Here is a 24631-nt window from a genome sequence, read left to right as displayed (position 1 = left end):
GGAAGCACCCTCCCATGAACTCCCGCAAGCCGCGAGGCTCCGGACGAACCCCCGCCGTCGGACGACGAGGCGGCCCGTTCCAGGAGCGCGACTTCCAGCGTCAGATCGGCCCCCGCCGCGGGGCCGCCGCCCGTCCGCAGGGCGAGGCCCCCTTCGACGAGAACGCCGTCGAGCGCCCCCGCGGGCGTCGCGGCCGCGGCGCCGGCGCCGCCCGCGCGAAGGCCGCGGACCTCACGGGCGTCCACACCGAGGACGGCGAGCGCCTCCAGAAGGTGCTGGCCTCGGCCGGCGTCGCGTCCCGTCGCGTGTGCGAGGACCTGATCGCCGAGGGCCGCGTGGAGGTCAACGGCAAGATCGTCACCGAGCCCGGCGTCCGCGTGGAGCCCCGCTCCGCCGTGATCCGCGTGGACGGCATCACGGTGCAGACGGACACCTCCCGTCAGTACCTCGTCTTCAACAAGCCCCGCGGCGTCATCTCCACGATGATCGACCCCGAGGCCCGTCCCTCGATCGCCACGTACCTCAAGCCGGGCCAGGAGCACCTCTTCCACGTGGGCCGCCTGGACAACGAGACCGAGGGGCTGCTGCTCCTCACCAACGACGGCGAGCTGGCCAACCGCCTCACCCACCCCAGCTACGAGGTCCCCAAGACCTACGTGGTGCAGACGCGCGGCCCGCTCGCGAAGGGCGTGTCCAACCGCCTGCGCGAGGGCATCGAGCTCGAGGACGGCATCGCCAAGGTGGACTCCTTCAAGCTCGTGGACTCCACGCCGGGCCACGTGCTCGTCGAGGTCGTCCTGCACTCGGGCAAGAACCGGATCGTGCGCCGCCTCTTCCAGGAGATCGGCCACCCCGTGGAGCGTCTCGTCCGCGTGAAGGTGGGCCCGATCCTCCTGGGCGACCAGAAGCAGGGCAGCGTCCGTCCGCTCTCGCAGCAGGAGCTGGGCCACCTCAAGGCCCTGGTCGGGCTGTGAGCACCGCCGAGGCGCCCGCCGCCGCGGTCGGCGTCCCGGATCCCGTGCTCATCCGCGGCACGGGCCTGCTCGGCACCTCGATCGGCATCGGCCTCAGCGCGGCCGGGTCCACCGTGCTCCTCCACGACCCCTCGCCCTCGGCGAGCGGCGTGGCCCAGGACATCGGGGCCGGCGTCGCGGTGGACCTCGACGGCGACGCTCTCCGGGACACCCCGCCCGTCCTCGTGGTGGTGGCGGCGCCGCCGGACGTGACGGCCGCCGTCGTGGTGGACTCGCTGCGGCGCTGGCCGGGCGCCGTCGTGGTGGACATCGCCTCCGTCAAGGAGGGCGTGGCCCGCGCGGTGCGGGAGGCCGTGGAGCGCGGGGAGATCTCCGCCGCCGACGCCGATCGCCACCTGGGCACTCACCCCATGGCCGGCTCCGAGCGCTCGGGCCCCGTGGCCGCCCGCGGGACGCTGTTCACGGCAAGCCCGTGGGTGCTGTGCCCCGAGCCCACGACCGCGCCGGCGGCCCTGGCGGCGGGGGAGGCCCTCGCCCGCGTCCTGAAGGCGACCCCGACCCGCATGGACGCGCAGGCGCACGACGAGGCGGTGGCCCTGATCTCGCACCTCCCCCAGATCGCGGCCTCCCTCGTGGCGGCGCGACTGCAGGACACCGCGGACGCGTCGCTCGCCCTCGCGGGCAACGGGCTGCGGGACACCACCCGGATCGCCGCGTCGGACCCGCAGCTGTGGGTGCAGATCCTGGCGGGCAACGCCGAGCGGATCGTGCCTGCCCTGCGCAGCCTCCGGGACGACCTGGACGGCCTGCTCGACGTGCTCGAGGAGCCAGCGGCGCCGGGCGCGCGCCTGGGGATCGCCCGGCTCATCGCCGAGGGGAACGCGGGCCGGGCCCGCATCCCCGGCAAGCACGGGACGCCGCCTCAGGCGTTCGCCGTGGTGACCGTGGTCGTCGACGACGCCCCGGGCCAGATCGCAGCGCTCCTGGAGGCCGTCGGCCGCACGGGCGTCAACGTGGAGGACCTGCGCCTCGAGCACGCCTCCGGGCATCGGGCGGGCATGGTGGACGTGTCCGTGCTGCCCGGATGCAAGGACGAACTCGTGTCGGCACTGGCCGACGCCGGATGGAAGGTGGTCTGAGGATGACCGAGAACACCGCTGAGCACGCCCGCGCGGCCGAGGCCGCGCGCACGGACGCCGCGCCCCTCGTGGTGGCCGTCGACGGCCCCTCCGGGTCCGGCAAGTCCTCCGTGTCCCGCGAGGTGGCCCGGCGCCTGGGCGCCGCCTACCTGGACACGGGGGCGATGTACCGCGCCGTGGCGTGGCACTGCCTGGACTCCGGGGTGGACCTCGCCGACCCCGAGGCCATCCTCGAGGCGGCGCGCACCATGCCGCTGACCCAGTCGACCCACCCGGACGAGGACGTCGTGCTCGTGGGCGAGGCGGACGTCACCGAGGCCATCCGCGGTGCCGAGGTGACCGACGTCGTCTCCACCGTGGCCGTCGTCATCCCCGTGCGTGAGGAGCTGCGCCGCCGCCAGCGCGCGGCCATCGCGGACGCCGGGCGCATGGTGGCCGAGGGTCGGGACATCACCACCGTGGTGGCCCCCGATGCCCACGCCCGCGTCCTGCTGACGGCCTCCGAGGCCGTGCGCACGGCCCGCCGCTCAGGCCAGCTGGCCGCCGCCGGCGAGCCCGGCGTCGACGCCGGCACGCTGAATCGCCAGGTGGTCGGGCGCGACGCGCGCGACGCCGCCGTCTCCACGTTCGACCGCCCCGCCGAGGGCGTGGTGCTCGTGGACTCCACCGAGCTCGACTTCGAGCAGACCGTGGCGGCCGTGATGGCCGCCGTCGAGGAACAGGCCGGGGAGGCAGCCCGTGGGGCGCGCCCGGCCGAGAAGGGACAGGGACGATGAGCGAGAACCCGCAGAACCGCCCCGAGGACGACGAGTACACGCCCGCGGGCGACGACAAGGTGGCCGAGCGCCTCGCCGCGATGAGCGACGAGGATGCCGCCGCGCGGGCCGCCTCGCTGCGCGCCGGCCTGGCCGACTACGAGCTGGACGACGAGGACGCCGCGCTCCTGGGCGACTGGGACGTGGACGACGACCTCGAGCCCGACGTGCCCGTGCCCCCGGTGCTCGCGATCGTGGGCCGCCCCAACGTGGGCAAGTCCACCCTCGTGAACCGCATCATCGGCCGCCGCGAGGCCGTGGTGGAGGACGTGCCGGGAGTGACCCGTGACCGCGTCTCCTACGAGGCGGAGTGGAACGGCCGCACCTTCACCGTGGTGGACACCGGCGGCTGGGAGCACGACGCGAAGGGCATCCACCGCCGCGTGGCCGAGCAGGCCGAGCTGGCGGTGGACGTGGCCGACGCCGTGGTGTTCGTGGTGGACTCCACCGTGGGCATGACCTCCACCGACGAGGCCGTGGTGACCATGCTGCGTCGCAAGGACCGCCCCGTGATCGTGGCCGCCAACAAGGTGGACGACATGGTGCAGGAGGCCGAGGCGGCCTCGCTGTGGTCCCTCGGCTTCGGCTACCCCCACCCCGTCTCGGCCGTGCACGGCCGCGGCGTGGCCGACCTGCTGGACGCCGCCCTCGAGGCGCTCCCCGAGGAGTCGGCGCACGGGGGCCTGGTGCCGCGTGGCGGCCCCCGCCGCATCGCTCTCGTGGGCCGCCCGAACGTGGGCAAGTCCTCCCTGCTGAACAAGCTCGCGGGCTCCGACCGCGTGGTGGTGGACGACCTCGCGGGCACGACCCGTGACCCGGTGGACGAGCTGATCGAGCTCGGCGGGCGCCTGTGGCGCTTCGTGGACACGGCGGGCATCCGCCGCCGCCAGCACATGGCGCACGGGGCGGACTACTACGCCTCCCTGCGCACCGCGTCCGCCCTGGACCGGGCCGAGGTGGCCGTGGTCCTCCTGGAGGCCCCCTCGGTCATCTCGGAGCAGGACGTGCGCATCCTGCAGATGGCGCTCGAGTCCGGCCGCGCCCTCGTGGTGGCGTTCAACAAGTGGGACAAGGTGGACGAGGACCGCCGTGAGCAGCTCGAGAAGGAGATCGACCGGGACCTCGCGCACGTGGCGTGGGCTCCGCGCGTGAACATCTCGGCGCTCACCGGCTGGCACAAGGACCGCCTCGTGCCCGCGCTGGACACGGCGCTCGACTCGTGGGAGACCCGCATCCCCACGGGCAAGCTCAACGCGTTCCTCGGCGAGCTCGTGGCCGCGCACCCGCACCCGCTGCGCGGCGGCAAGCAGCCCCGCATCCTCTTCGCGACGCAGGCCTCGGTCCGTCCCCCGAAGTTCGTGCTGTTCACGACGGGCTTCCTGGATCCGGGCTACCGCCGCTTCATCACGCGCCGCCTCCGCGAGACCTTCGGGTTCGAGGGCACGCCGATCGAGATCGGCATGCGCGTGCGCGAGAAGCGCGGCCGCCGCCGCTGACGCCGGCACCCCCTCCGCCGGAAGAGTCCGCCGCTCGTGAACTCCCAGGCGGCGGAGGCGGTGCTCCCATGCGACGTCCATGCCGCCCGGCTAGCCTGGATCCATGAGAACCCGCCGACGCCCCCGCCCCGCGGCCTCGATGGCCGCCGTCGCCGCCCTGGCGCTGACCCTCAGCGGCTGTGCCGCGGACGACTCCGAGACCCAGGCCGCCCTGGAGAGCGCGAACGAGCGGATCTCCCGGGCCGAGCAGCGCATCCAGGAGCTCGAGGACGAGGCCGACCGCCGGGTCGACCTCCCGGACCTGCGGCAGCGGGCCGAGGACGCCCTCTCCGGGCTCGGCGACGCCTCCGAGGACGCGCAGGCCACGGCCGACGAGCTCGTGTCCTCCCTGCCCTCCGTGGACGACGTCGTGGACGTGGAGGCCATGAAGGAGGAGGGCAGGGTGATCGTGGACTACGCCGACGACGTCCTCTCCGCGGACCCCGCCGAGCTCGAGGGTCAGCTGCGGGACGCCGCCGAGAGGGCCAAGGAGTCCATGCCAGACCTGAAGGACGTGGAGTTCCGCGTGGGGGACCGCGCGTTCACGTTCTGACCTGCGGCGCCGTGGCACGGCGGGAGGCGGCTCCCGTGCTATCCTCACCCGCGTACGCATGATCATCGATGGTTCGTGCCGTCCCCCGGGACGGCCCTGCCACAGATGCGTGTAGACCACCGCGGGACGCCTCGGCGAAGGCCGCGGACACTGGGGGACTCTCGGTCGGGTCACCCTTGGTACAGGGGCAAGGGGTGCATGGTCGCGGAAGCGGACGTGGGCCCCTTGTTCGTCTCCGAGCGGTGGGTCCCCGCCGCGTCGTCCTCGCCGATTCGCCTCCCGGCCGGGGGCGGTGTAGGATCATCGGGTGCCGAACCGCGCAGGACGCGGAGTCGCCACGGGCTGTAGCGCAGCTTGGTAGCGCACTTGACTGGGGGTCAAGGGGTCGCAGGTTCAAATCCTGTCAGCCCGACCGATCGAAGGACCCGGTTCCGCCGCAGGCGGGGCCGGGTCCTTCTGCGTCCGGGCCCCTCGGTGTGACGGGCCGTCCATGTGACCGCCTGTCCGGGTCAGACGCGGATGAGTGCGTGGGCATCGGGCACGGCCGCCCGTCCGCCGAGGCTCTCGAGCTCGAGCAGGCACGCCGCGCCGGCCACGTGTGCCCCCCGCTCCCTCACTAGCCGCGCCGCCGCGGCGAGCGTGCCGCCCGTGGCCAGGACGTCGTCGAGGACGAGGACGCGGTCTCCCGTGTGCAGGTCGACGGAGACCTCGATGGCGGCCTCCCCGTACTCCAGCGCATAGCTCGCGGAGGCCACCGGGGCGGGGAGCCTGCCCGCCTTGCGCAGCGGCACGAGTCCCGTGCCCGTGAGCATCGCGGCGGCGCCTGCCAGCAGGAAGCCGCGGGCCTCCACCCCGGCCACCACGTCGAACGACCCCGCGAAAGGCTCCACCAGCGCCTCCACGCACGCCCGGAACGCCCGGGCGTCGGCCAGGAGCGGGGTGATGTCCTGGAAGGCCACGCCCGGGACGGGGTGGTCCTGGACGACGCGGATCAGGGAGCGGGCGCGGTCGATCTCGGGGGAGTGAGGCATGGGGCCAGCGTAGACGGGCGCCCGCGGGTGGCCCTCCGGGCGCGGGATGAGAGAGCCCGCCGCCCCCGCAACGTCCGTCGAGTGTCGAGCATCACCCCTTGTCAGTTTGATAACGAGGGCGTCCGGGAGGACAGTGGATCGGTGATCCATCGCACAGACACCGCCCCCGGCTCCGCGCCCGACGTCGAGCCCTCCGCCCGCGTGAACCCCGCCACGGCGCCGTCGCCCGGCGCGCCGGACGCGCACAACCCCTCGGGCCGGCGGTTCTTCGGCCAGCCCGGACCCCTCGCCAACATCTTCTCCGTGGAGATGTGGGAGCGGTTCTCCTTCTACGGCATGCAGGCCATGCTCGTGTACTACATGTACTGGTCCGTCGCGGACGGCGGCCTGGGGATCGACCGCGCGGTCGCCACGGGCATCGTGGGCGCGTACGGCGGCATGGTCTACGTCTTCTGCATCCTCGGCGGCTGGGTCGCCGACCGCCTGATCGGCTCCGAGAAGACCCTGTTCTTCTCCGCCATCGGGATCATGCTCGGCCACATCGCCCTCGCCCTCGTCCCGGGCGTGCCGGGCCTCATCCTCGGCCTCTTCCTCGTGGCCATCGGCTCCGGCGGCCTCAAGGCGAACGCGGCCAACATCGTGGGCTCGCTCTACGCCAAGGGCGACCGGGCCCGTGACGCCGGCTTCTCCATCTTCTACATGGGCGTGAACATCGGCGCCCTCATCGGCCCGCTCCTCACGGGCTGGGCCCGCGACATGTGGGGCTTCCATGTGGGCTTCGGCCTTGCCGCGGCGGGCATGGCCATCGGCCTGACGCAGTACGCCCTGACGCGCAAGGACCTCCCGGACAGCGTGCACGGCGTCCCGGACCCGCTGCCGCGCTCCCAGTACGGCCGCTGGGCGCTCATCGCGCTCGCCGCCGTGGCCGTCGTCGCGGCGCTGTTCCTCACCGGACTGGTGACGGTGGACAACCTCGCCGACGCCGTCGTCGTGCTCTCCGCCCTCGCGGCGGTCGGGATCTTCGTGGTGCTCCTGACCTCGTCCAAGGTGGACGCGGACGAGCGGTCGCGCGTGAAGGCCTTCATCCCGCTCTTCGTCGGCACCGCGGTGTTCTTCGCGCTGTTCCAGCAGCAGTTCACCGTGGTGGCCCTGTACTCGGAGAACCGCCTCGATCGCGTCGTCGCCGGCTGGGAGGCCCCGATGGAGTGGGTCAACTCGATCAATCCGGTGTTCATCATCGCCTTCGCGCCGATCTACGCGGCCCTGTGGACCCGCCTCGGGAACCGCCAGCCCTCCACCCCGGTGAAGTTCGGCATCGGCATCCTCCTGATCGGCCTCGCGTTCCTGCTCTTCATCCCCATGGCGGGCGTGGCCTCCGTGCCGCTGCTGTGGCTCACGCTGATCCTCTTCGTCATGACGCTGGGCGAACTGATGGTGTCGCCCGTCGGCCTCTCCCTGTCCACGAAGCTGGCGCCCGCGGCCTTCCCCGTGATGACGGTGGCACTGTTCAACCTCGCCGTCGCGCTGGGCTCGGCCCTCGCCGGGTCCCTCGCCGGGTCCTACTCCGAGCAGAACGAGGCCGGCTACTTCGGCGTCATCGGCGCCGTGACCGTGGGCGTGGGCCTGCTCATGCTCCTGTTGGCCCCGGCCATCCGCCGCGGCATGCGCGGCGTGCGCTGACGCACGCCGTTCCCCTCCCGGCCCGCGCGCCGTCGCAGGCCCGCTCCGCGCCCCGCACCCCTCCCGGTGCGGGGCGCCGAGCGTTCCGAGTGCCGTGCGGTGGCGCGAGTCACCCGCGGATTCGGTAAGGTGCTGGAGAGCACCCACCGTCGTCTCCACCAGTGAAGGGGCCCTCCCGATGAGCACCATCCCCGCAGGACTGAAGTACTCCGCCGAGCACGAGTGGATCGCCGAGGCCGACGCCGCGGGCACCGTGCGCGTCGGCATCACCGACTTCGCCCAGGACGCCCTCGGCGACGTGGTCTACGTCGACCTCCCCGAGGTCGGCACCGAGGTCACCGCGGGCACCGCTGTCGGTGAGGTCGAGTCCACCAAGTCGGTCTCCGACATCTACGCCCCGGTGTCCGGCACGGTCTCGGCCGTCAACGAGGAGCTCGACGGCGAGCCCGGCCTCGTCAACAGCGCCTCGTACGAGGGCGGCTGGCTGCTGGAGATCACCCTCTCCGACGCCGCCGAGCTCGACGGCCTCATGGACGCCGAGGGCTACGCCTCGCACGTCAGCTGATCCCCTCCCTCCGACGCCGCCCCGCCCCCTTCGCGCGGGGGCGGCGTCGGCGGCACCCACACCACCCCCGCGCGTCGGGGGCCCGCGCACAGGAGCACCCCATGCAGCAGCCCGGACACGAACCGGACCTCCACACCTCCTCCATCAGCCTGACGGAGCTCGCCCCCCTCGTGGCGGCCGACCTCACCCCGGAGGAGTCCGATGCGGTGCGCGCGCTGCCCGTCGGCTCCGCGCTGCTGCTGGCCCACGGCGGCCCCGACCACGGGGCGCGCTTCCTCCTGGACCAGCCCGTGGTGACCGTGGGCCGCCATCCGGACGCGGACATCTTCCTCGACGACGTGACCGTCTCCCGCCGCCACGCCGAGCTGCGCGCGGAGGGCGGCGGGCACCGGATCGTGGACATGAACTCCCTCAACGGCACCTACGTGAACAACGACCGGGTGGACGAGGTGCGCCTGCGCTCCGGCATGCAGGTGCAGATCGGCAAGTACCGCCTCGCCTACTACGCCGGCGTCGCCGGCGCCTGAGCGCAGCCTCCGCTCCGTGAGCGCCCCCTCCGACGAGCCGACGCCGCCGTCCCGCACCGATGCGGGGACGCGGCCGCTCGGCGCGCTCGGCATCGGGGACGTGGTGGCCGAGCTCAAGCCGCACTTCCCCGCCGTGAGCGCCTCCAAGGTCCGATTCCTCCAGGAGCGCGGCCTGGTCCATCCGGAGCGCACCCCGGCCGGATACCGCCGCTACACCCCGGCCGACGTCGACCGGCTGCGGTTCGTGCTCACCCTCCAGCGCGACCAGTTCCTCCCGTTGAAGGTGATCCGGGAGCACCTCGACGCCGTCGACCGCGGCGAGCGCCCCCAGGACCTGCCGGGCGGGGTCACGCTGGCCCCCCAGTCCGAGGCCGAGCGCCTCGGCCACGAGGTGGCCGGAGGCGAGCGGCGGCGGTCCCGCGCCGAGCTCGCGCGGGACTCCGGGGCGGCGGAGGAGCTGCTGGAGGAGCTCGAGAAGTACTCCCTGCTCCCCGTGGACGACGACGGCGGGTACAGCGTGCACGCCGTGAGCGTGGCGAGGGCCGCCGTCGCCCTGGCCGCCCACGGGCTCGAGCCGCGCCACCTGCGCCCCTTCCGTGCGGCGGCGGACCGGGAGCTCGGCCTCGTGGAGCGGGCCGTCGTGCCCCTGACGTCGCGCCGCGACGCCGCGACCCGCACCCGCGTGGCCCGCCGGGCCCACGAGATCGCCGAGGCGTGCCTCCAGCTGCACTCCGCGCTGGTGAGCACCGGCCTGGAGCAGTGGGATGACTGAGGGCGGGGACGGCAAGGCCCGCGGACCGCACAGGCGCGGTCCGGACGTGCCGCTCACGGTGCTCGGCGTGCGCGTCGAGCTGCCGGAGCAGCACCACGTCGTCCTGCTGCTGAACCCGGAGGGGGACACGATGCTGCCCCTCTGGGTCGGGGCGCCGGAGGCCGCGGCCGCCGCGCTCGCCCTGGACGCCGCACCCACCCCGCGGCCGCTCACCCACGAGCTGCTGGTCTCCGTCCTGGCGGCCCTGGGCCAGACGCTCGAGCGCGTCCGCCTCACGGAGGTGCGAGACGACGTCGTGCACGCCGAGCTCCACCTCAGCGGCGGCGCGACCGTGGACGCCCGGGCCTCCGACGCCGTGGTGCTGGCCCTGCGGGCCGAGGCCCCCGTGCTGTGCGACCCCGCGGTGCTGGCCGAGGCCGGGATGGACGCGCGCGGGCAGGAGGCCGGAGACGAGGGCGAGCTGGACGACTTCCGTCACTTCCTGGACTCGGTGCGCCCCGAGGACTTCGGCTGAGCGGTGCGCCCGGGCCCGCGCGGTGACGCCGGGCGAGTCCCCGCGGGCGCGAGCCGGGAGGGTCCGGGGGCGCGACACGACCGCCGTTCACGGCCGGGTTCGTTGACCGGCCCGGGGCTCGGACGTACCGTCGAGCAGAAGGGTCCCGCGCCGTGGACCGCCAGGACGCGTCCCCGCCTCGCCGGCCGGGCCGTCCGGGCGTCCTCGGCATCTCGCACGGGGGCCCATGATCAGAAGGGTCCACCCATGACGCCGAGGACAGGTGCCGGCCATCCGCCCGTGATCGACGGCCGGCAGGACAGCCTCTTCGAGGCCGCCTCACCCGACGGCGACGTCGGCTACCGCGGCCCGACCGCGTGCAAGGCCGCGGGCATCACGTACCGGCAGCTCGACTACTGGGCGCGCACCGACCTCGTGGTGCCCACCGTGCGCGGAGCGGCCGGCAGCGGATCTCAGCGCCTCTACTCGTTCCGCGACATCCTCGTGCTCAAGGTCGTCAAGCGGCTCCTGGACACGGGCGTGTCCCTCCAGCAGATCCGCACCGCCGTCGCGCACCTGCGCGAGCGCGGCGTCGCGGACCTGGCCCAGATCACCCTGATGAGCGACGGCGCCTCCGTGTACGAGTGCACCTCCGCGGACGAGGTCGTGGACCTCGTGCAGGGCGGGCAGGGCGTCTTCGGGATCGCCGTGGGCCGCGTGTGGCGTGAGGTCGAGGGGAGCCTGGCCGACCTCCCCAGCGAGCTGCTCGGCGCCGCGACGGACGAGCCCGCGGACGAGCTCGCCCGGCGTCGGCACGCCCGCCGGCCCGCCCGCAGCGCCTCCTGAGACCCGCCTGGCGGCGGCCCCGCGCGTCATGTGTGGGTCAGGTCAAGGGAAATCAGGGTGCGCTGTGACACACTCGGGGTATGAATGCACCTGAGGAATCCGTCACCACCCGCAGCGCCGCGGGTCGGCAGGCCGAGGCCGGTTCGACCCCCGTCTTCTCCAAGGTCCTCGTGGCGAACCGCGGCGAGATCGCGGTGCGCGCCTTCCGTGCCTGCTACGAGCTGGGAGCCCGCACCGTCGCGGTCTTCCCCGTCGAGGACCGCAACTCCATCCACCGCCAGAAGGCGGACGAGGCCTACCGCATCGGCGAGGAGGGCCACCCGGTCCGCGCCTACCTCGACGTGGACGAGATCATCCGCGTCGCCAAGGACGCCGGCGCGGAAGCGATCTACCCCGGCTACGGCTTCCTCTCCGAGAACGCGGGCCTGGCCCGCGCGGCGGCCGAGAACGGCATCACCTTCGTGGGCCCGCCCGCGGACGTGCTGGAGCTGACCGGCAACAAGGTGGAGGCCCTGCGCGCCGCGAAGAAGGCGGGCATCCCCACGCTCGCCTCCTCCGAGCCGAGCGCGGACGTCGAGTGGCTCCTGGAACAGGCGGAGGGCATCGGCTTCCCCATCTTCGTCAAGGCCGTCGCCGGCGGCGGCGGTCGCGGCATGCGCCGTGTCGAGCGACGCGAGGACCTGCGGGACTCCCTCCAGGCCGCGATGCGCGAGGCGGAGACCGCGTTCGGCGACCCCACGGTCTTCCTCGAGCAGGCCGTCCTGCGCCCCCGGCACATCGAGGTCCAGATCCTTGCGGACTCCGAGGGCAACGTGGTGCACCTCTTCGAGCGCGACTGCTCGCTGCAGCGGCGCCACCAGAAGGTCATCGAGATGGCGCCGGCACCGAACCTGGACGAGGACATCCGCCAGGCCCTGCACCGGGACGCCGTCGCCTTCGCCAAGGAGATGGGGTACGTCAACGCCGGCACCGTCGAGTTCCTGGTGGACACCGCAGGCGAGCGCGCCGGCCAGCACGTGTTCATCGAGATGAACCCCCGCATCCAGGTGGAGCACACGGTCACCGAGGAGGTCACGGACGTCGACCTCGTGGCGGCCCAGCTGCGCATCGCCGGCGGCGCCACCCTGCCGGAGCTCGGCATCACGCAGGACTCCCTGCACGTGCGCGGCTTCGCCATGCAGTGCCGCATCACCACCGAGGACCCGGCAAACGGGTTCCGCCCGGACACCGGCACCATCACGGCGTACAGGTCCGCCGGCGGCTCGGGCGTGCGGCTCGACGGCGGCACCATCTACGCCGGTGCCGAGGTCAGCCCCCACTTCGACTCGATGCTCGTGAAGCTCACGTGCCGCGGGCGGGACTACGCCACCGCCGTGCGCCGCGTCCGCCGCGCGCTGGCCGAGTTCCGCGTGCGCGGCGTGGCGACGAACATCCCCTTCCTCATGAACGTCATGGACGACCCGCAGTTCCTCAGCGGGGACGTGGCCACCGACTTCATCGACAAGCACCCCGAGCTGGCCTCCGTGAACCGCTCGCAGGACCGCGGCTCCAAGGCGCTGCAGTTCCTCGCAGACGTCACGGTCAACCAGCCGCACGGCCCCCGCGTCGAGGGCATCGACCCGCGCGACCGGCTGCCCGAGCACCCCGGGGACAAGCGCCAGGAGCCCGACCGCTCGCCGTTCGACGGGCCGAGCCGTGACCCCGCGGCCGTGCCGCCGCCCGGCTGGCGCCAAGTGCTGCTCGAGCGGGGCCCGGAGGGCTTCGCCGCCGCGCTGCGCGAGCAGACCGCGCTGGCCGTCACGGACACCACGTTCCGCGACGCCCACCAGTCCCTCCTCGCCACCCGCGTGCGCACGCGCGACCTCCTGGCCGCCGCGCCCGCCGTCGCCCACACCCTCCCCGGGCTGCTGTCCGTGGAGGCCTGGGGCGGGGCCACGTACGACGTCGCCCTGCGCTTCCTGCACGAGGACCCGTGGAAGCGGCTGGCGCTGCTCCGCGCGGAGCTGCCCAACATCCCGATCCAGATGCTGCTGCGCGGGCGGAACACCGTGGGCTACACGCCGTACCCCACCGAGGTGACGGACGCGTTCGTGGCCGAGGCCGCCGCCACCGGCGTGGACGTCTTCCGCATCTTCGACGCCCTCAACGACGTCTCCCAGATCACCCCGGCGATCGAGGCCGTGCGGGCCACGGGCACCGCCGTCGCGGAGGCGGCGCTGTGCTACACGGGCAACATGACCGACCCGGCTGAGACCCTCTACACCCTCGACTACTACCTGGGGCTCGCCCGCCGGATGGTCGACGCCGGCGCGCACGTGCTGGCCATCAAGGACATGGCCGGGCTCCTGCGCCCCGCCGCCGCGCGGGAGCTCGTGGGCGCCCTGCGCGCCGAGTTCGACCTGCCCGTCCACCTGCACACGCACGACACGGCCGGCGGCCAGCTGGCCACCCTGCTCGCGGCCTCCGAGGCGGGCGTCGACGCCGTGGACACGGCCACCGCGTCCATGGCGGGCACCACGAGCCAGGTGCCGCTGTCCGCTCTGGTGGCCGCGCTCGAGCACACCGAGCGGGACACCGGCCTCGGCCTCGACGCGGCCACGGCCATGGAGCCCTACTGGGAGTCCGTGCGCACCGTGTACGCGCCGTTCGAGGCCGGCCTGCCGGCACCGACCGGCCGCGTGTACCGCCACGAGATCCCGGGCGGCCAGCTCTCCAACCTCCGCACCCAGGCGATCGCCCTGGGGCTGGGGGAGCGGTTCGAGCAGATCGAGTCGATGTACGCGGCGGCCAACGGCCTGCTGGGCAACATCGTGAAGGTGACCCCGTCCTCCAAGGTGGTGGGCGACCTCGCACTCCAGCTCGTGGGCCAGGGCGTGGACCCGGCGGAGTTCGGGGAGCGGCCGCAGGACTTCGACATCCCCGACTCCGTGGTCGGCTTCCTGCGCGGCGAGCTCGGCGACCCGCCCGGGGGCTGGCCGGAGCCCTTCCGCACGAAGGCCCTGCAGGGCCGCCGCGAGGGCGCCGGCACGGCCGAGGTGAGCTCCGAGGACGCGGCCGCCCTGGCCGCCGGCGGCCAGGCGCGCCGCGACACCCTGAACCGCCTCCTCTTCCCCGCCCCCACGCGGGAGTACGAGGCGCACCGCGACGAGTTCGGCGACACCGGGACGCTGCACACGCGCGACTTCCTCTACGGGCTCGTCCCGGGGCGGGAGCACGTCATCTCGCTCGGCCGCGGCGTCCGCCTGCTGGCCGTCCTGCAGTCCGTCTCCGAGCCCGACGAGAAGGGCATGCGCACCGTCATGCTCACCCTCAACGGGCAGCTGCGCCAGGTGATGGTGCGGGACCGCTCGGTGGAGTCCACGGTCCGCACCGCCGAGAAGGCCGACCCCGCGGCGGCCGGCCACGTGGCGGCGCCCTTCGCGGGCTCGGTGACGGTGCAGGTCGCCGTGGGCGACGCCGTGGAGGCCGGCCGGCCCGTGGCCACGATCGAGGCCATGAAGATGGAGGCGGCCATCACCGCCCCCGTCTCCGGCACGGTCTCGCGAGTGGTGACGGAGGGCGTGACGCCCGTCAACGGTGGCGACCTGATCCTGGTGATCGACGGTCAGTGAGCCAGCGACGACATGCCCCCAGCCCCTAGGCTGGGGGCATGTCCACGTCTGAGGAACACTTCGACCTGATCGTCATCGGCTCCGGATCGGGCAACACGCTCATCACGGAGCACTGGGAGGGCCGCCGCGTCGCCCTCGTGGACTCCGGCACCTTCGGAGGCACGTGCCTGAACGTGGGCTGCATCCCCACGAAGATGTACGCCTACCCCGCCCAGCTCGCGGCGACCCCCGCCGAGGCCGCGCGCCTCGGGGTGGGGCTCGATTTCACGGGGGCGGACTTCCCGGCCATCCGCGATCGGATCTTCACGCGCATCGACGGCATCAGCGCCGACGGGCTGCGCTTCCGCAGCGAGGACCAGCCGCACGTCACCGTGGTGCGCGAGGAGGTCAGGTTCACGGGGGAGCGGCGCCTGGAGACGGCGACCGGGCGCGTGCTCACCGCTGACCGTGTGGTCGTGGCGGTCGGCTCCCGCCCGGCCGTGCCGGACGTCCCGGGCATGGACCTGCCCTCGGTCCACACCTCGGACACGGTGATGCGCCTGGACCGTCTCCCGCGCCGACTGGTGGTGGTCGGTGGCGGCTACATCGGCGTGGAGTTCGCCGCGATCTTCTCCGCCCTCGGCTCCGAGGTGATCGTGCTGAACCGCGGACACCGGCTGCTGAAGGAGCACGACCTCACGGTGTCCACGCGCTTCACCGAGATCGCCCGCGAGCAGTGGGACGTGCGCACCGGATGGACGCTGGCCGGCGTCGAGCCCGCCGAGGACGAGGCGCGCGCCGCCGACGGCTGGGTGCGGGTCCGCCTGGACCCCGCCGAGGGCCAGGAGCAGAGCGGGACGGTGGAGGAGGAGATCGAGGCCGACGCGGTGCTCATGGCCGTCGGCCGCATCCCCAACACGGACCGGCTGCACGTGGACGCCGCCGGCCTGGACCTCACCGAGGGCGGCGTGCTCGCGGTGGACGAGCACCAGCGCGTGCTGCGCGGCGGCGAGCCGGCCGAGGGGGTCTTCGCCCTGGGCGACGCCGCCAACGACTGGCAGCTCAAGCACGTCGCCAACCGCGAGGCCCGCGTGGTGGCGCACAACCTCGAGCACCCCGACGACCTCCGCGCCATCGGCGACGTCCCGGTCCCCGCCGCGGTGTTCACGCGGCCCCAGGTCGCCTCGGTCGGGCAGACCGAGGCCCAGGCCCTCCTCGAGCACGGCGCGGAGGCCGTCACCGTGAAGGTCCAGCGGTTCGGCGACGTGGCGTACGGCTGGGCCATGGAGGACCGTGAGGGGCTGTGCACGGTGGTGGCCGAGCGGGCGACGGGACGCATCCTGGGCGCCCACATCCTCGGGCACGAGGCCGCCAACCTCATCCAGCCCTTCGTGCAGGCCATGACGTTCGGGCTCGACGCCCACACGATGGCGCGGGGGCAGTACTGGCCGCACCCCGCCCTCACGGAGGTCATCGAGAACGCCCTGCTGGGGCTCGACGTTCCGGACTGCGGGCTCCTCTGACGCCGCCCCCGCCACGCCGCCCCGGTCAGGGGCGGGGGGCGGCGCCCGCGTAGATGTCCTCGATCTCCTTCTGGAAGTCGCGGAGGATGGCCGCGCGCTTCATCTTCAGCGAGGGCGTCATGTGGCCCTCGTCCTGGGAGAAGTCCCGGTCCAGGATCCGGAACTCGCGGATTCCCTCCGCGCGGGACACGGTGGCGTTGGCGCGGTCCACGGCGGCCTGGATGTGGGCGCGCACCTTCTCCTCCCGGGCGGCGGCGGCAACATCCAGGGTCCGGGGCAGGCCGTGGGCGGCGAGCCAGGCGGGCAGGGTCTCGGCGTCGAGGGTCACGATCGCCGCGACGAAGGGCTTCGCATCGCCCACGACCATCACCTGGGAGATGAGCGCGTCGGAGCGGATGGCGTCCTCCAGCTGGGCCGGCGCCACGTTCTTGCCGCCGGCCGTCACGAGGATCTCCTTCTTGCGGCCCGTGATGCGCAGGTAGCCGTCGTCGTCGAGGCTGCCGAAGTCGCCGGTGCGGAACCAGCCGTCCTCGAAGGCCTCGGCGTCCGCCTCGGGACGGTTGTGGTAGCCGCGCATGAGCGAGGTGCCGCGGGTGAGGATCTCCCCGTCCTCGGCGATCCGGACCTCGTTGCCGCCCAGCGGAAGACCCACCGTGCCGATGCGCAGGCCGCCCGGACGGCCGACCGTCACGGGCGCCGTCGTCTCGGTCAGGCCGTAGCCCTCGAGGATGGTGACGCCCAGGCCGCGGAAGAAGTGCGCGAGGTCGGGGGAGAGGGGGCCGCCGCCGGAGACCGCGTACCGCAGGCGTCCGCCCATGGCGGTGCGGATGCGACGGTAGATGAGCGCCGAGTAGAAGGCGCGGCTGACGCGCAGCGGCACGGGCACCTTCCCGGAGTCCAGGGCCTTGGAGTAGCGGACCGCGATGTCCGCGCCGCGCTCGAAGATCCGCCCCTTGCCCCCGGACTGCGCGGAGAGCAGTGCGGCGTTGTAGATCTTCTCGAACACGCGGGGCACGGCCAGGAGGAACGTGGGCTGGAAGGACTGCAGCGAGCCCGAGAGCTGCGCGAGGTCCGCGACGTGCCCGCAGCGCGCGCCGGCCCCCACGGTGAGCACCGAGACGAAGCGTGCGAACACATGCGCGAGCGGGATGAACAGCACGGTGCTGGCGTCCTCGGTGACGACCTCGCCCAGCGAGGAGGAGAGGGTCTGGTTCACCAGCTCCGCGAAGTTCCCGTGGGTGAGCTCGCACCCCTTGGGGCGGCCGGTCGTGCCCGAGGTGTAGATGATCGTGGCGAGGTCGGCCAGGTGCGTGGCGGAGCGCCGCGCCTCGAGGTCGGCCTCCGTGACGTCCGCCCCGAGGCGGGTCAGCTCGTCCAGTCCGGCGCCCGGCTCGGCGTCGGGGGCGTCCATGGTCCAGAGGCCCACCAGGGCGTCGAGCCCCTCACGGTGCACGGCGTCCCGCACGGTCTTGGCGCGCTCGGCGGTGTCGGCGACCACGGCGCGAACACCGGAGTCCTCGAGGATCCAGGCCACCTGGGAGGCGGACGAGGTCTCGTAGATCGGCACGGTGACGGCGCCGGCGTACCAGATGGCGAAGTCCACCAGCGTCCACTCCAGGCGCGTGGCGGCCATGAGGCCCACGCGGTCCCCGGGACCGATGCCGGCGGCCATGAGCCCGCGGGCGAGCTCGGCGACGCGGTCGCGGGCCTGCGCCGCGGTGACGTCCCGCCAGCCGCCCTCGCCCTCGGGCACGGCGAAGAGCGCGGCGTCCGGGCGTTCGCGGGCCTGGCGCTCCAGGACGTCGGTGATGTTGGACTCCGGCGCCAGCCGGGGGTGGTAGGGCTCGCTGACCTCGCGCATGGTCCTCCTTGGGTCGGGTGCCTCCTCTGCGCCGCTGCGGGGACCCGGGCGGGTCGCGGCGTCGACGCACGGGGCTGTCAGGTGAGGCGGATCACAGGCCAGCCTACCGCAGGAGCCCCTGCACGGCGCCGGCGACGGCGGTCCGGCTGCGCTCGACCAGCAGCTCCCTGTCGAGGTCCATCGTGGCCACGTGCCGACTGCGCGGCAGGGGCACCACCTGGACGGGCGCGCGGCGCAGTCCGCGCAGGAGGGTGCGGTGGCTCGCGGCGGGGACGACGGCGTCGCGCGCCGAGCGGAAGACCGTCACGGGAGCCGTGACCCGGCCGAGCCCGCGGCGCGCCGCCCGCTGGATCGCGCCCACGGCCGCGACGCCGGCCACCGGCGTGCGCTCGTACGCGAGCTCGTCCGCCTCGGGGTCGGCCACGTCGTTGGCGATCGAGGCCACGGTGGGCACCACGTGCCGCAGCAGCGGTGCGGCCGGGGCGAGCGGGCTCGCGAAGCGCAGGGCGGGGTTCACGAGCAGTACGCCCGCCACCGGCCGGTGCGCGGCGGCGTCGAGGGCCAGGGCGCCGCCCAGGGACAGGCCTGCGACGACGACCGGCAGCCCGCGGGCGAGCTCGGCGTCGACGGTCCGTCGCACGGCCGCCCGGATCTCAGGGGCGGGGGTGTCCGCGAGGTCGCGCCAGTGGGTGCCGTGGCCGGGGAGCAGCGGGACGGCGACCTCGGAGCCCGCCGCCGCGAGGCCCTCGGCCCACGCCCGCACGGAGTGGGGACCGGAGGTGAAGCCGTGCAGCATCACCACGGTGTGCGGCACGCGGGCGGGCGCGGCGGGGGGCAGGCGGAACGGGCGGTGCTCGGCGCGGACTTCGGAGTGCTGGACCATGGCGTCAGACTACGACGGACCCCTGCGTAGGATGGTCTCCGCACCCGCCCCGTCTCCGGAAGGCCCCGCCGTGTCCACGTTCTACTGGTCCGCCAAGACCTTCGTCGTGGCCCCCGCCACCCGCGTGCTGTTCCGCCCCTGGGTCAAGGGGCTGGGCAACGTCCCGGCGTCCGGCCCGGCGATCCTCGCGTGCAACCACCTCTCCGTCTCGGACTCCGTGTTCATGCCGGCGATGCTCGACCGCCAGGTGCACTTCCTGGCGAAGAAGGAGTACTTCACCGGACCCGGCGTCAAGGGCTGGGTCACCCGGAAGTTCTTCGAGGCCGCCAACCAGCTGCCCATGGACCGCTCGGGCGGGGCCGCCTCCCTGCGCTCGCTCGAGGCAGGCGTGGACTGCCTGCGCCGGGGGGACCTGTTGGGCATCTACCCCGAGGGGACCCGCAGCCCGGACGGGCGGCTGCACCGCGGCAAGATCGGCGTGGCGAAGCTCGCCCTGGCCACCGGCGCCCCCGTGGTGCCGATCGCCATGATCGGCACGGACCGCGTGCAGCCGATCGGACGCAGCCTGCCCTCGATCCGCCGCCTCGGGATGATCTTCGGCGAGCCCCTGGACTTCTCCGACCGCGTCGCGGACGCGGACGACCCGCGCGTCCTGCGCGAGGTCACTGACGAGGTCATGGAGGCGATCCGCCGGCTCTCCGGCCAGGAGTACGTGGATGCGTACGCCGGGGACGTGAAGGCGGGCCGCGCCGTGGCCCCGCCCCGGAGACGCCCGGGCGCGTGAGGCGCGGGCCGCCGCGCCGCGTCATGCGCGCGCCCCGGCCCCGGTGCGCCCCTAGCCTGGAGGCATGAGTTCGGACCCCCGCGATCAGATCCTGGCCTTCGGCACCGCCATCACGGAGGGCGCCGCGGACACCCCGGGCCTCGACGACTGGCGCTCGCTGCCCATCACGCAGGCCCCCTCCTGGGCGGACCGGGAGGACTACGAGGCGGCCGTCGCCGAGCTGAGCACCGTGCCCCCGCTCGTCTTCGCCGGCGAGGTGGACGTGCTGCGCACCCGCCTGGCCGCCGTGGCCCGCGGTGAGGCGTTCCTCCTTCAGGGCGGCGACTGCGCCGAGACCTTCGCCGGCTCCACCGCCAACCGCATCAGCGCCCGCGTGAAGACCATCCTCCAGATGTCCGCCGTGCTCACCTACGGGGCGTCGATGCCCGTGGTGAAGATGGGGCGGATCGCCGGGCAGTTCGCCAAGCCGCGCTCCTCGGACACCGAGACCCGCGACGGGGTCACCCTGCCGAGCTTCCGCGGGGAGATCGTGAACGGCTACGAGTTCACGGAGGAGGCGCGCCGCCACGACGCGCGGCGCATGGTGCGGGCCTACCACACGGCCGCCTCCACCCTGAACCTGGTGCGAGCGTTCACGCAGGGCGGCTTCGCGGACCTGCGCAGCGTCCACCAGTGGAACCAGGGGTTCATGGCCAACCCCGCGTACGCGCAGTACGAGGAGCTCGCGGCGGAGATCGACCGCGCCGTCCGGTTCATGGACGCCGCCGGCGTGGACTTCGAGGCGATGCGCCGCACCGAGTTCTACTCCGCGCACGAGGCGCTGCTCCTCGACTACGAGCGTGCGCTGACGCGCGTGGACTCCCGCAGCGGCGACCCCTACGCCACGAGCGCGCACTTCCTGTGGATCGGGGAGCGCACGCGCGACGTGGCCGGCGCCCACGTGGACTACCTCTCCCGCGTCCGCAACCCGATCGGCGTGAAGCTCGGCCCCACCACGACGGCGGCGGACGCGCTCGAGCTCGCGGAGAAGCTGGACCCGGAGCGCGAGCCCGGCCGCCTCACCTTCATCACGCGCATGGGGGCGGGCGTCATCCGCGACGTCCTCCCCGGGATCGTGGAGGGCGTGCGCGATGCGGGCGTGCAGCCGGTGTGGGTCACCGATCCCATGCACGGCAACACGGTCACCGCCGCGAACGGCTACAAGACGCGCCGCTTCGAGGACGTCATGGACGAGGTCAGCGGATTCTTCGAGGTGCACCGCGCCCTCGGCACCCACCCGGGCGGCATGCACGTGGAGCTCACGGGCGACGACGTGGCCGAGTGCCTCGGCGGCTCGGAGCCGGTGAACGAGGCCGACTTCGACGCGCGCTACGAGACCCTGTGCGACCCGCGGCTGAACCATCAGCAGTCGCTCGAGATGGCGTTCGCCGTCACCGACGCGCTCTCCCACCCCGAGCGCGGCTGACCTTCGGCGGGGAGGGCGCCGTCAGAGGCCCCAGACCTCGACGGCGGTGCCCTCGTCCAGCTCCGTCCCGGCGGCAGGGCTCTGGCGCGCCACGACGGGGGAGCGCTCCCGCAGCGGCGTGAGCGGGGCCTCGTGGACGCGCACCGTGAAGCCCAGCTCCTCGAGGGCGGCCCGGGCCCGGGCCACGTCCTGCCCGCCGAGCTCGGGCACGACGCGGCGCGCCGGACCCGCGGACACCACCACGCGGACCGCGGAGTCCGGCGCGGCCTGCGCTCCGGCGGCCGGGGTCTGGAGGAGCACGGTGCCGGCCGGGACCTCGCGGTCGGTCCGCCGCTCCGCCACGCTCACCCGCAGGTGCCCTTCGGCGGCGCGCGCGTGGGCCCGCCTGATGGTGGAGCCCGTCAGGTCCGGGACGGACACGGGGGCCGGGCCGGTGGAGACGGTCAGCTCCACGCGCGTGCCCGGGGCCAGCGGGGCTCCCGCGGCCGGAGCGGCGGCCGCGACCGTGCCGTCCGAGTAGCGCTCGTCGGCCCGGGCCGAGACCTCGACCGCCACACGGGCATGGGCGAGCCGCTCCTCCGCCGTGGCGCGGTCCAGCCCCTCGAGCGCCGGCATGACGGCGACGCCGGCCGCGCCGAGCGGGGCACCGCCCGAGCCGAGCGTCCATCCCAGGAGCAGCGCGGCACCGGTGAGCAGGAGGGTGACCGCCGTGCCGATCGCCACCGTCCTGCCGGCCCCCTCGCCGAGCGGCACCTCGGCCCGGCGCGCGGCGCGACGGCCCTCACGGGCCGGACGGGGGGGACGGGGGGTGGCCGCGGGGCGCGCGCGGGACGCGGCGGGCTCCCGCATGTCAGGACGGTCTCGCGACGCGGGCGGGTCCGTGCGCGGGAGCGGCGCCGGGTCCGCCGCCGGTGCCGGGGATGCCGACGGTGCGGGCGCCGGGGAGGAGCGGGGCGTGGAGGCGCCGTGGACGGCGTCGAGCACGGCGGTCTCGGGGTCGCCGGAGTGCCGCGGCGCAGAGGCCAGCACCCGCGTCTCGTCGTCCACCGGGACAGGATGGCCGTGGGGACGGTGGTCCAACTCCTCGGGCGTGAGCCGCACGGCCAGGGAGCGCAGCTCGGTGAGGAGCGCCCCGGCGTCGGCGGGACGATCCGCGGGGTCCGGCTCCGTGCACCACAGGACGAGGTCGTCGAGGGGCTCGGGCAGCCCGGGGACCACCGAGGACGGCACGGGCACGCGCTCGTGCACGTGCCGGTAGGCCACGCGGATGGGGGTCGCCGCCGGATAGGGCTGCCGGCCCGTGAGCAGCTCGAAGAGCACGATGCCCGCCGCGTACACGTCGGCGCGGGCGTCCGCGGTCCCGCCCGTGATGAGCTCCGGGGCGAGGTAGGCCGGCGTGCCCACGAGCGCCTGGCCCGTGGCGGTGTGGGTGGTGGCCGCGCGGGAGAGGCCGAAGTCGGCCACGGTGATCCGCCCGTCCGTGGAGACCAGGACGTTCTCCGGCTTCACATCCCGGTGCACGAGCCCCGCATGGTGGGCCGCCGCCAGGCCGTCCACCGCCGGGGCGAGGACGTCGAGGGCCTCGCGCGGGGTCAGCGGCGCGTCCTCACGGATCACCGTGCGCAGCGTGTGGCCCGGCACGAGCTCCATGACGAGGTAGGCCAGCACCCCGCCGTCGCCGTCGTCGGTGTGCCCCTGGTCCAGCACCGCGACGACGTGCGGGTGCGAGAGCCGGGCGGCGGTCTTCGCCTCGCGTTCGAAGCGGCCCACGAGGGCCGGGTCCTCCGCGAGGTGCGGGTGCATGACCTTGAGCGCGACCTCGCGGTCGAGGCGCAGGTCCACGGCCCGGTAGACCGTGGACATGCCGCCGCGGGCGAGGCGGTCCCGGACCTCGTAGCGGCCGTCGACGATGCCCCCGACGAGGGGGTCGCGGCGTGTGCTGCTCATCGCTCCAGCCTAGAGGACCGGATCCCGCCCGCGGCGGGCGCCGCTCAGAACATGGCCATCGCGGCCTTCACCTTGGCGATGTAGTCCACGGTGTCCGGGCGGGGGCCGTCGCGCAGCACGCCGCCGAGGCCCTGGTAGTAGGCGCCGATCCCCAGCTCGAGGGTGGGCGTGCGGGCCTGGATGTACTTGATGTACGCGATGCCTGCCGTCACGTTGTCGTACGGGTCCAGCAGGTTCAGCTTCCGGCCCACCAGCTGGGACGCGAACTCGCCCGTCACGGGGATGACCTGCATCGTGCCGATCGCGTTGGCGGGGGAGACCGCCCGCTGGTTGAAGCGCGACTCGGTGTACGCGTGGGCCAGGGCCAGGCGCGGGTCGACGCCCATCTTGGCGGCCGTCTCGCGGACGATCTGCTGCATCTGCTCGCGGGAGGGCACCGGCACGGACTGGAGCAGGCGGTAGTTCTCGTTGGCCGCGGCGGTCACGTGCGGCGGGTACGTGTAGTGCAGGAAGGTGTTGCCGATCGGCTGGACGTCCGAGACGGGCTGCGGGGCCACGGCGCCGTTGGAGATCACGAGCACCTGGCCGGGCCGCAGGATGGACTCCGCGGTGATCCTGTTCAGGCTGAGCAGCTGGGAGATGGAGACCTCGAAGCGCTGGGAGATGCCCCACAGGGTGTCGCCGGTGACCACGGTGTAGCGCACGGTGGACCCGGTGGTCGGCGCGGGGGCGGGCGTCGGGGTCGGCGCGGGGGCCGGGGCGGAGGCGGCCGCGCCGGTCTTCAGGACCATGCCGGGGTGGAGCATCGTGGAGGCGCTCATCCCGTTGAGGGACCACAGGGTGGACATGGAGACGCCGGTGCGCTCCGAGATGACCCACCAGCCGTCGCCGGGGCGCACGGTGTAGGTGCCGGACCCGGTGGTCGGCGCGGGGGCCGGGGTGGAGGCGGCCGCGCCGGTCTTCAGGACCATGCCGGGGTGGAGCATCGTGGAGGCGCTCATCCCGTTGAGGGACCACAGGGTGGACATGGAGACGCCGGTGCGCTCCGAGATGACCCACCAGCCGTCGCCGGGGCGCACGGTGTAGGTGCCGGACCCGGTGGTCGGCGCGGGGGCCGGGGTGGAGGCGGCCGCGCCGGTCTTCAGGACCATGCCGGGGTGGAGCATCGTGGAGGCGCTCATCCCGTTGAGGGACCACAGGGTGGACATGGAGACGCCGGTGCGCTCCGAGATGACCCACCAGCCGTCGCCGGGGCGCACGGTGTAGGTGGTCTCAGCGGCCTGGGACTGCGCCGGGACGGCGGCCAGGAGCATCAGGGGGACGGCTCCGCCGGCGAGTGCGGAGCGCAGGCGGCGGCGGGCGGGGGTGCGAGCGGAGAGGGGCACGGTGAGGACCTCGGATCCAGGGTCATGCGGGACATGGCGGTGGGGAAGCGCCGGGGGTTCCCCAGCAGTCGGGCGGAGTGGGGGAGCGTGAGCCCTCCCCGTCGTGCCGTGCGACCTCGTCGATGTTATCGGAACGTGATCTGATCTCCTATTCCCCATTGCTGAGGAATTTCTGTGCAGCTCGGACGTCAATTGTCACTCGCAGTTCACCCTGTATTCACCGTCACGGGGGCCCGGAGGCGTCCCGCGGCCGCGCGTACCCT

20 protein-coding genes and 1 tRNA gene are annotated in these 24631 nt (G+C 74.0%); 16 read left to right on the top strand and 5 right to left on the bottom strand.

All coding sequences use genetic code 11. The features are described from left to right. Nucleotides 1-14 precede the first annotated feature (14 nt). The 6 genes from LG274_RS03545 to LG274_RS03520 all read left to right on the top strand — a co-directional run bounded on the left by LG274_RS03545 (nt 15) and on the right by LG274_RS03520 (nt 5428). On the top strand, nt 15-974 hold the full coding sequence (locus tag LG274_RS03545; RefSeq protein ID WP_404465441.1) for a pseudouridine synthase: 960 nt from the start codon (nt 15-17) through the stop codon (nt 972-974). After that, nucleotides 971-2113 (top strand): prephenate dehydrogenase, encoded by a 1143-nt coding sequence (locus LG274_RS03540; protein WP_404465439.1) that lies wholly within the window; start codon nt 971-973, stop codon nt 2111-2113. Before LG274_RS03545 ends, LG274_RS03540 begins: the two co-directional genes overlap by 4 nt. A gap of 2 nt (nt 2114-2115) precedes the next feature. Beyond that, entirely contained in the window at nt 2116-2889 is a 774-nt protein-coding gene (gene cmk / locus LG274_RS03535; protein WP_404465437.1) for a (d)CMP kinase, read from the top strand. Beyond that, nucleotides 2886-4424: a ribosome biogenesis GTPase Der gene (der, locus tag LG274_RS03530; RefSeq protein WP_404465435.1), complete on the top strand. Its 1539-nt coding sequence runs from the start codon at nt 2886-2888 to the stop codon at nt 4422-4424. Before cmk ends, der begins: the two co-directional genes overlap by 4 nt. 103 nt (nt 4425-4527) lie before the next feature. Further along, nucleotides 4528-5016, top strand: a complete 489-nt coding sequence (locus LG274_RS03525) for a hypothetical protein (protein ID WP_248117747.1) — start codon at nt 4528-4530, stop codon at nt 5014-5016. Between the two features lie 338 nt (nt 5017-5354). Continuing rightward, nucleotides 5355-5428, top strand: a tRNA-Pro gene (locus LG274_RS03520). A 97-nt stretch (nt 5429-5525) separates the two neighbouring features. On the opposite strand, the gene LG274_RS03515 is transcribed toward LG274_RS03520, so the two are convergent. Then, nucleotides 5526-6047, bottom strand: a complete 522-nt coding sequence (locus LG274_RS03515) for an adenine phosphoribosyltransferase (RefSeq protein WP_248117745.1) — start codon at nt 6045-6047, stop codon at nt 5526-5528. 201 nt (nt 6048-6248) lie between these two features. Here LG274_RS03515 and LG274_RS03510 point away from each other — a divergent pair, with 201 nt between their 5' ends. The 8 genes from LG274_RS03510 to LG274_RS03475 all read left to right on the top strand — a co-directional run bounded on the left by LG274_RS03510 (nt 6249) and on the right by LG274_RS03475 (nt 16043). Then, entirely contained in the window at nt 6249-7727 is a 1479-nt protein-coding gene (locus tag LG274_RS03510) for a peptide MFS transporter (protein ID WP_404465996.1), read from the top strand. Between the two features lie 178 nt (nt 7728-7905). Further along, on the top strand, nt 7906-8292 hold the full coding sequence (gene gcvH, locus LG274_RS03505; protein WP_248117743.1) for a glycine cleavage system protein GcvH: 387 nt from the start codon (nt 7906-7908) through the stop codon (nt 8290-8292). Between the two features lie 101 nt (nt 8293-8393). Beyond that, entirely contained in the window at nt 8394-8819 is a 426-nt protein-coding gene (locus tag LG274_RS03500; protein WP_298711355.1) for an FHA domain-containing protein, read from the top strand. Nucleotides 8820-8910: 91 nt separating this feature from the next. Next, the gene (locus tag LG274_RS03495; protein ID WP_248117802.1) at nt 8911-9591 is read left to right on the top strand and encodes a MerR family transcriptional regulator; all 681 of its coding nucleotides are present in this window, start codon (nt 8911-8913) and stop codon (nt 9589-9591) included. Beyond that, on the top strand, nt 9584-10105 hold the full coding sequence (locus LG274_RS03490) for a bifunctional nuclease family protein (RefSeq protein WP_404465431.1): 522 nt from the start codon (nt 9584-9586) through the stop codon (nt 10103-10105). The genes LG274_RS03495 and LG274_RS03490 overlap by 8 nt, the downstream gene beginning before the upstream one ends. 246 nt (nt 10106-10351) lie before the next feature. After that, nucleotides 10352-10930, top strand: coding sequence for a MerR family transcriptional regulator (locus LG274_RS03485; RefSeq protein WP_248117737.1), 579 nt, complete (start codon nt 10352-10354; stop codon nt 10928-10930). 80 nt (nt 10931-11010) lie between these two features. Beyond that, entirely contained in the window at nt 11011-14541 is a 3531-nt protein-coding gene (locus tag LG274_RS03480) for a pyruvate carboxylase (RefSeq protein ID WP_404465429.1), read from the top strand. Nucleotides 14542-14579: 38 nt separating this feature from the next. Next, nucleotides 14580-16043 (top strand): mycothione reductase, encoded by a 1464-nt coding sequence (locus LG274_RS03475; protein WP_298711345.1) that lies wholly within the window; start codon nt 14580-14582, stop codon nt 16041-16043. A 25-nt stretch (nt 16044-16068) separates the two neighbouring features. On the opposite strand, the gene LG274_RS03470 is transcribed toward LG274_RS03475, so the two are convergent. Beyond that, entirely contained in the window at nt 16069-17904 is a 1836-nt protein-coding gene (locus LG274_RS03470; protein ID WP_298985432.1) for a long-chain fatty acid--CoA ligase, read from the bottom strand. Between the two features lie 103 nt (nt 17905-18007). Continuing rightward, nucleotides 18008-18787: a carboxylesterase gene (locus LG274_RS03465; RefSeq protein ID WP_298985434.1), complete on the bottom strand. Its 780-nt coding sequence runs from the start codon at nt 18785-18787 to the stop codon at nt 18008-18010. 70 nt (nt 18788-18857) lie between these two features. Here LG274_RS03465 and LG274_RS03460 point away from each other — a divergent pair, with 70 nt between their 5' ends. Together LG274_RS03460 and LG274_RS03455 are read left to right on the top strand one after the other, a co-directional pair. Beyond that, on the top strand, nt 18858-19571 hold the full coding sequence (locus tag LG274_RS03460; RefSeq protein WP_298711337.1) for a 1-acyl-sn-glycerol-3-phosphate acyltransferase: 714 nt from the start codon (nt 18858-18860) through the stop codon (nt 19569-19571). Nucleotides 19572-19635: 64 nt separating this feature from the next. After that, nucleotides 19636-21036, top strand: a complete 1401-nt coding sequence (locus LG274_RS03455; RefSeq protein WP_298711332.1) for a class II 3-deoxy-7-phosphoheptulonate synthase — start codon at nt 19636-19638, stop codon at nt 21034-21036. 21 nt (nt 21037-21057) lie between these two features. Here LG274_RS03455 and pknB read toward each other — a convergent pair whose 3' ends face one another. After that, nucleotides 21058-22983: a Stk1 family PASTA domain-containing Ser/Thr kinase gene (gene pknB / locus LG274_RS03450; protein ID WP_343281959.1), complete on the bottom strand. Its 1926-nt coding sequence runs from the start codon at nt 22981-22983 to the stop codon at nt 21058-21060. Between the two features lie 44 nt (nt 22984-23027). After that, nucleotides 23028-24368, bottom strand: a complete 1341-nt coding sequence (locus LG274_RS03445) for a LysM peptidoglycan-binding domain-containing protein (protein ID WP_343281958.1) — start codon at nt 24366-24368, stop codon at nt 23028-23030. Nucleotides 24369-24631: the final 263 nt, after the last annotated feature.

Source organism: Micrococcus antarcticus, from assembly GCF_044872765.1.
Lineage (GTDB): Bacteria > Actinomycetota > Actinomycetes > Actinomycetales > Micrococcaceae > Micrococcus.
The sequence above is the reverse complement of the archived record's forward strand: the minus strand, read 5'-3'. Positions and strand labels throughout refer to the sequence as shown.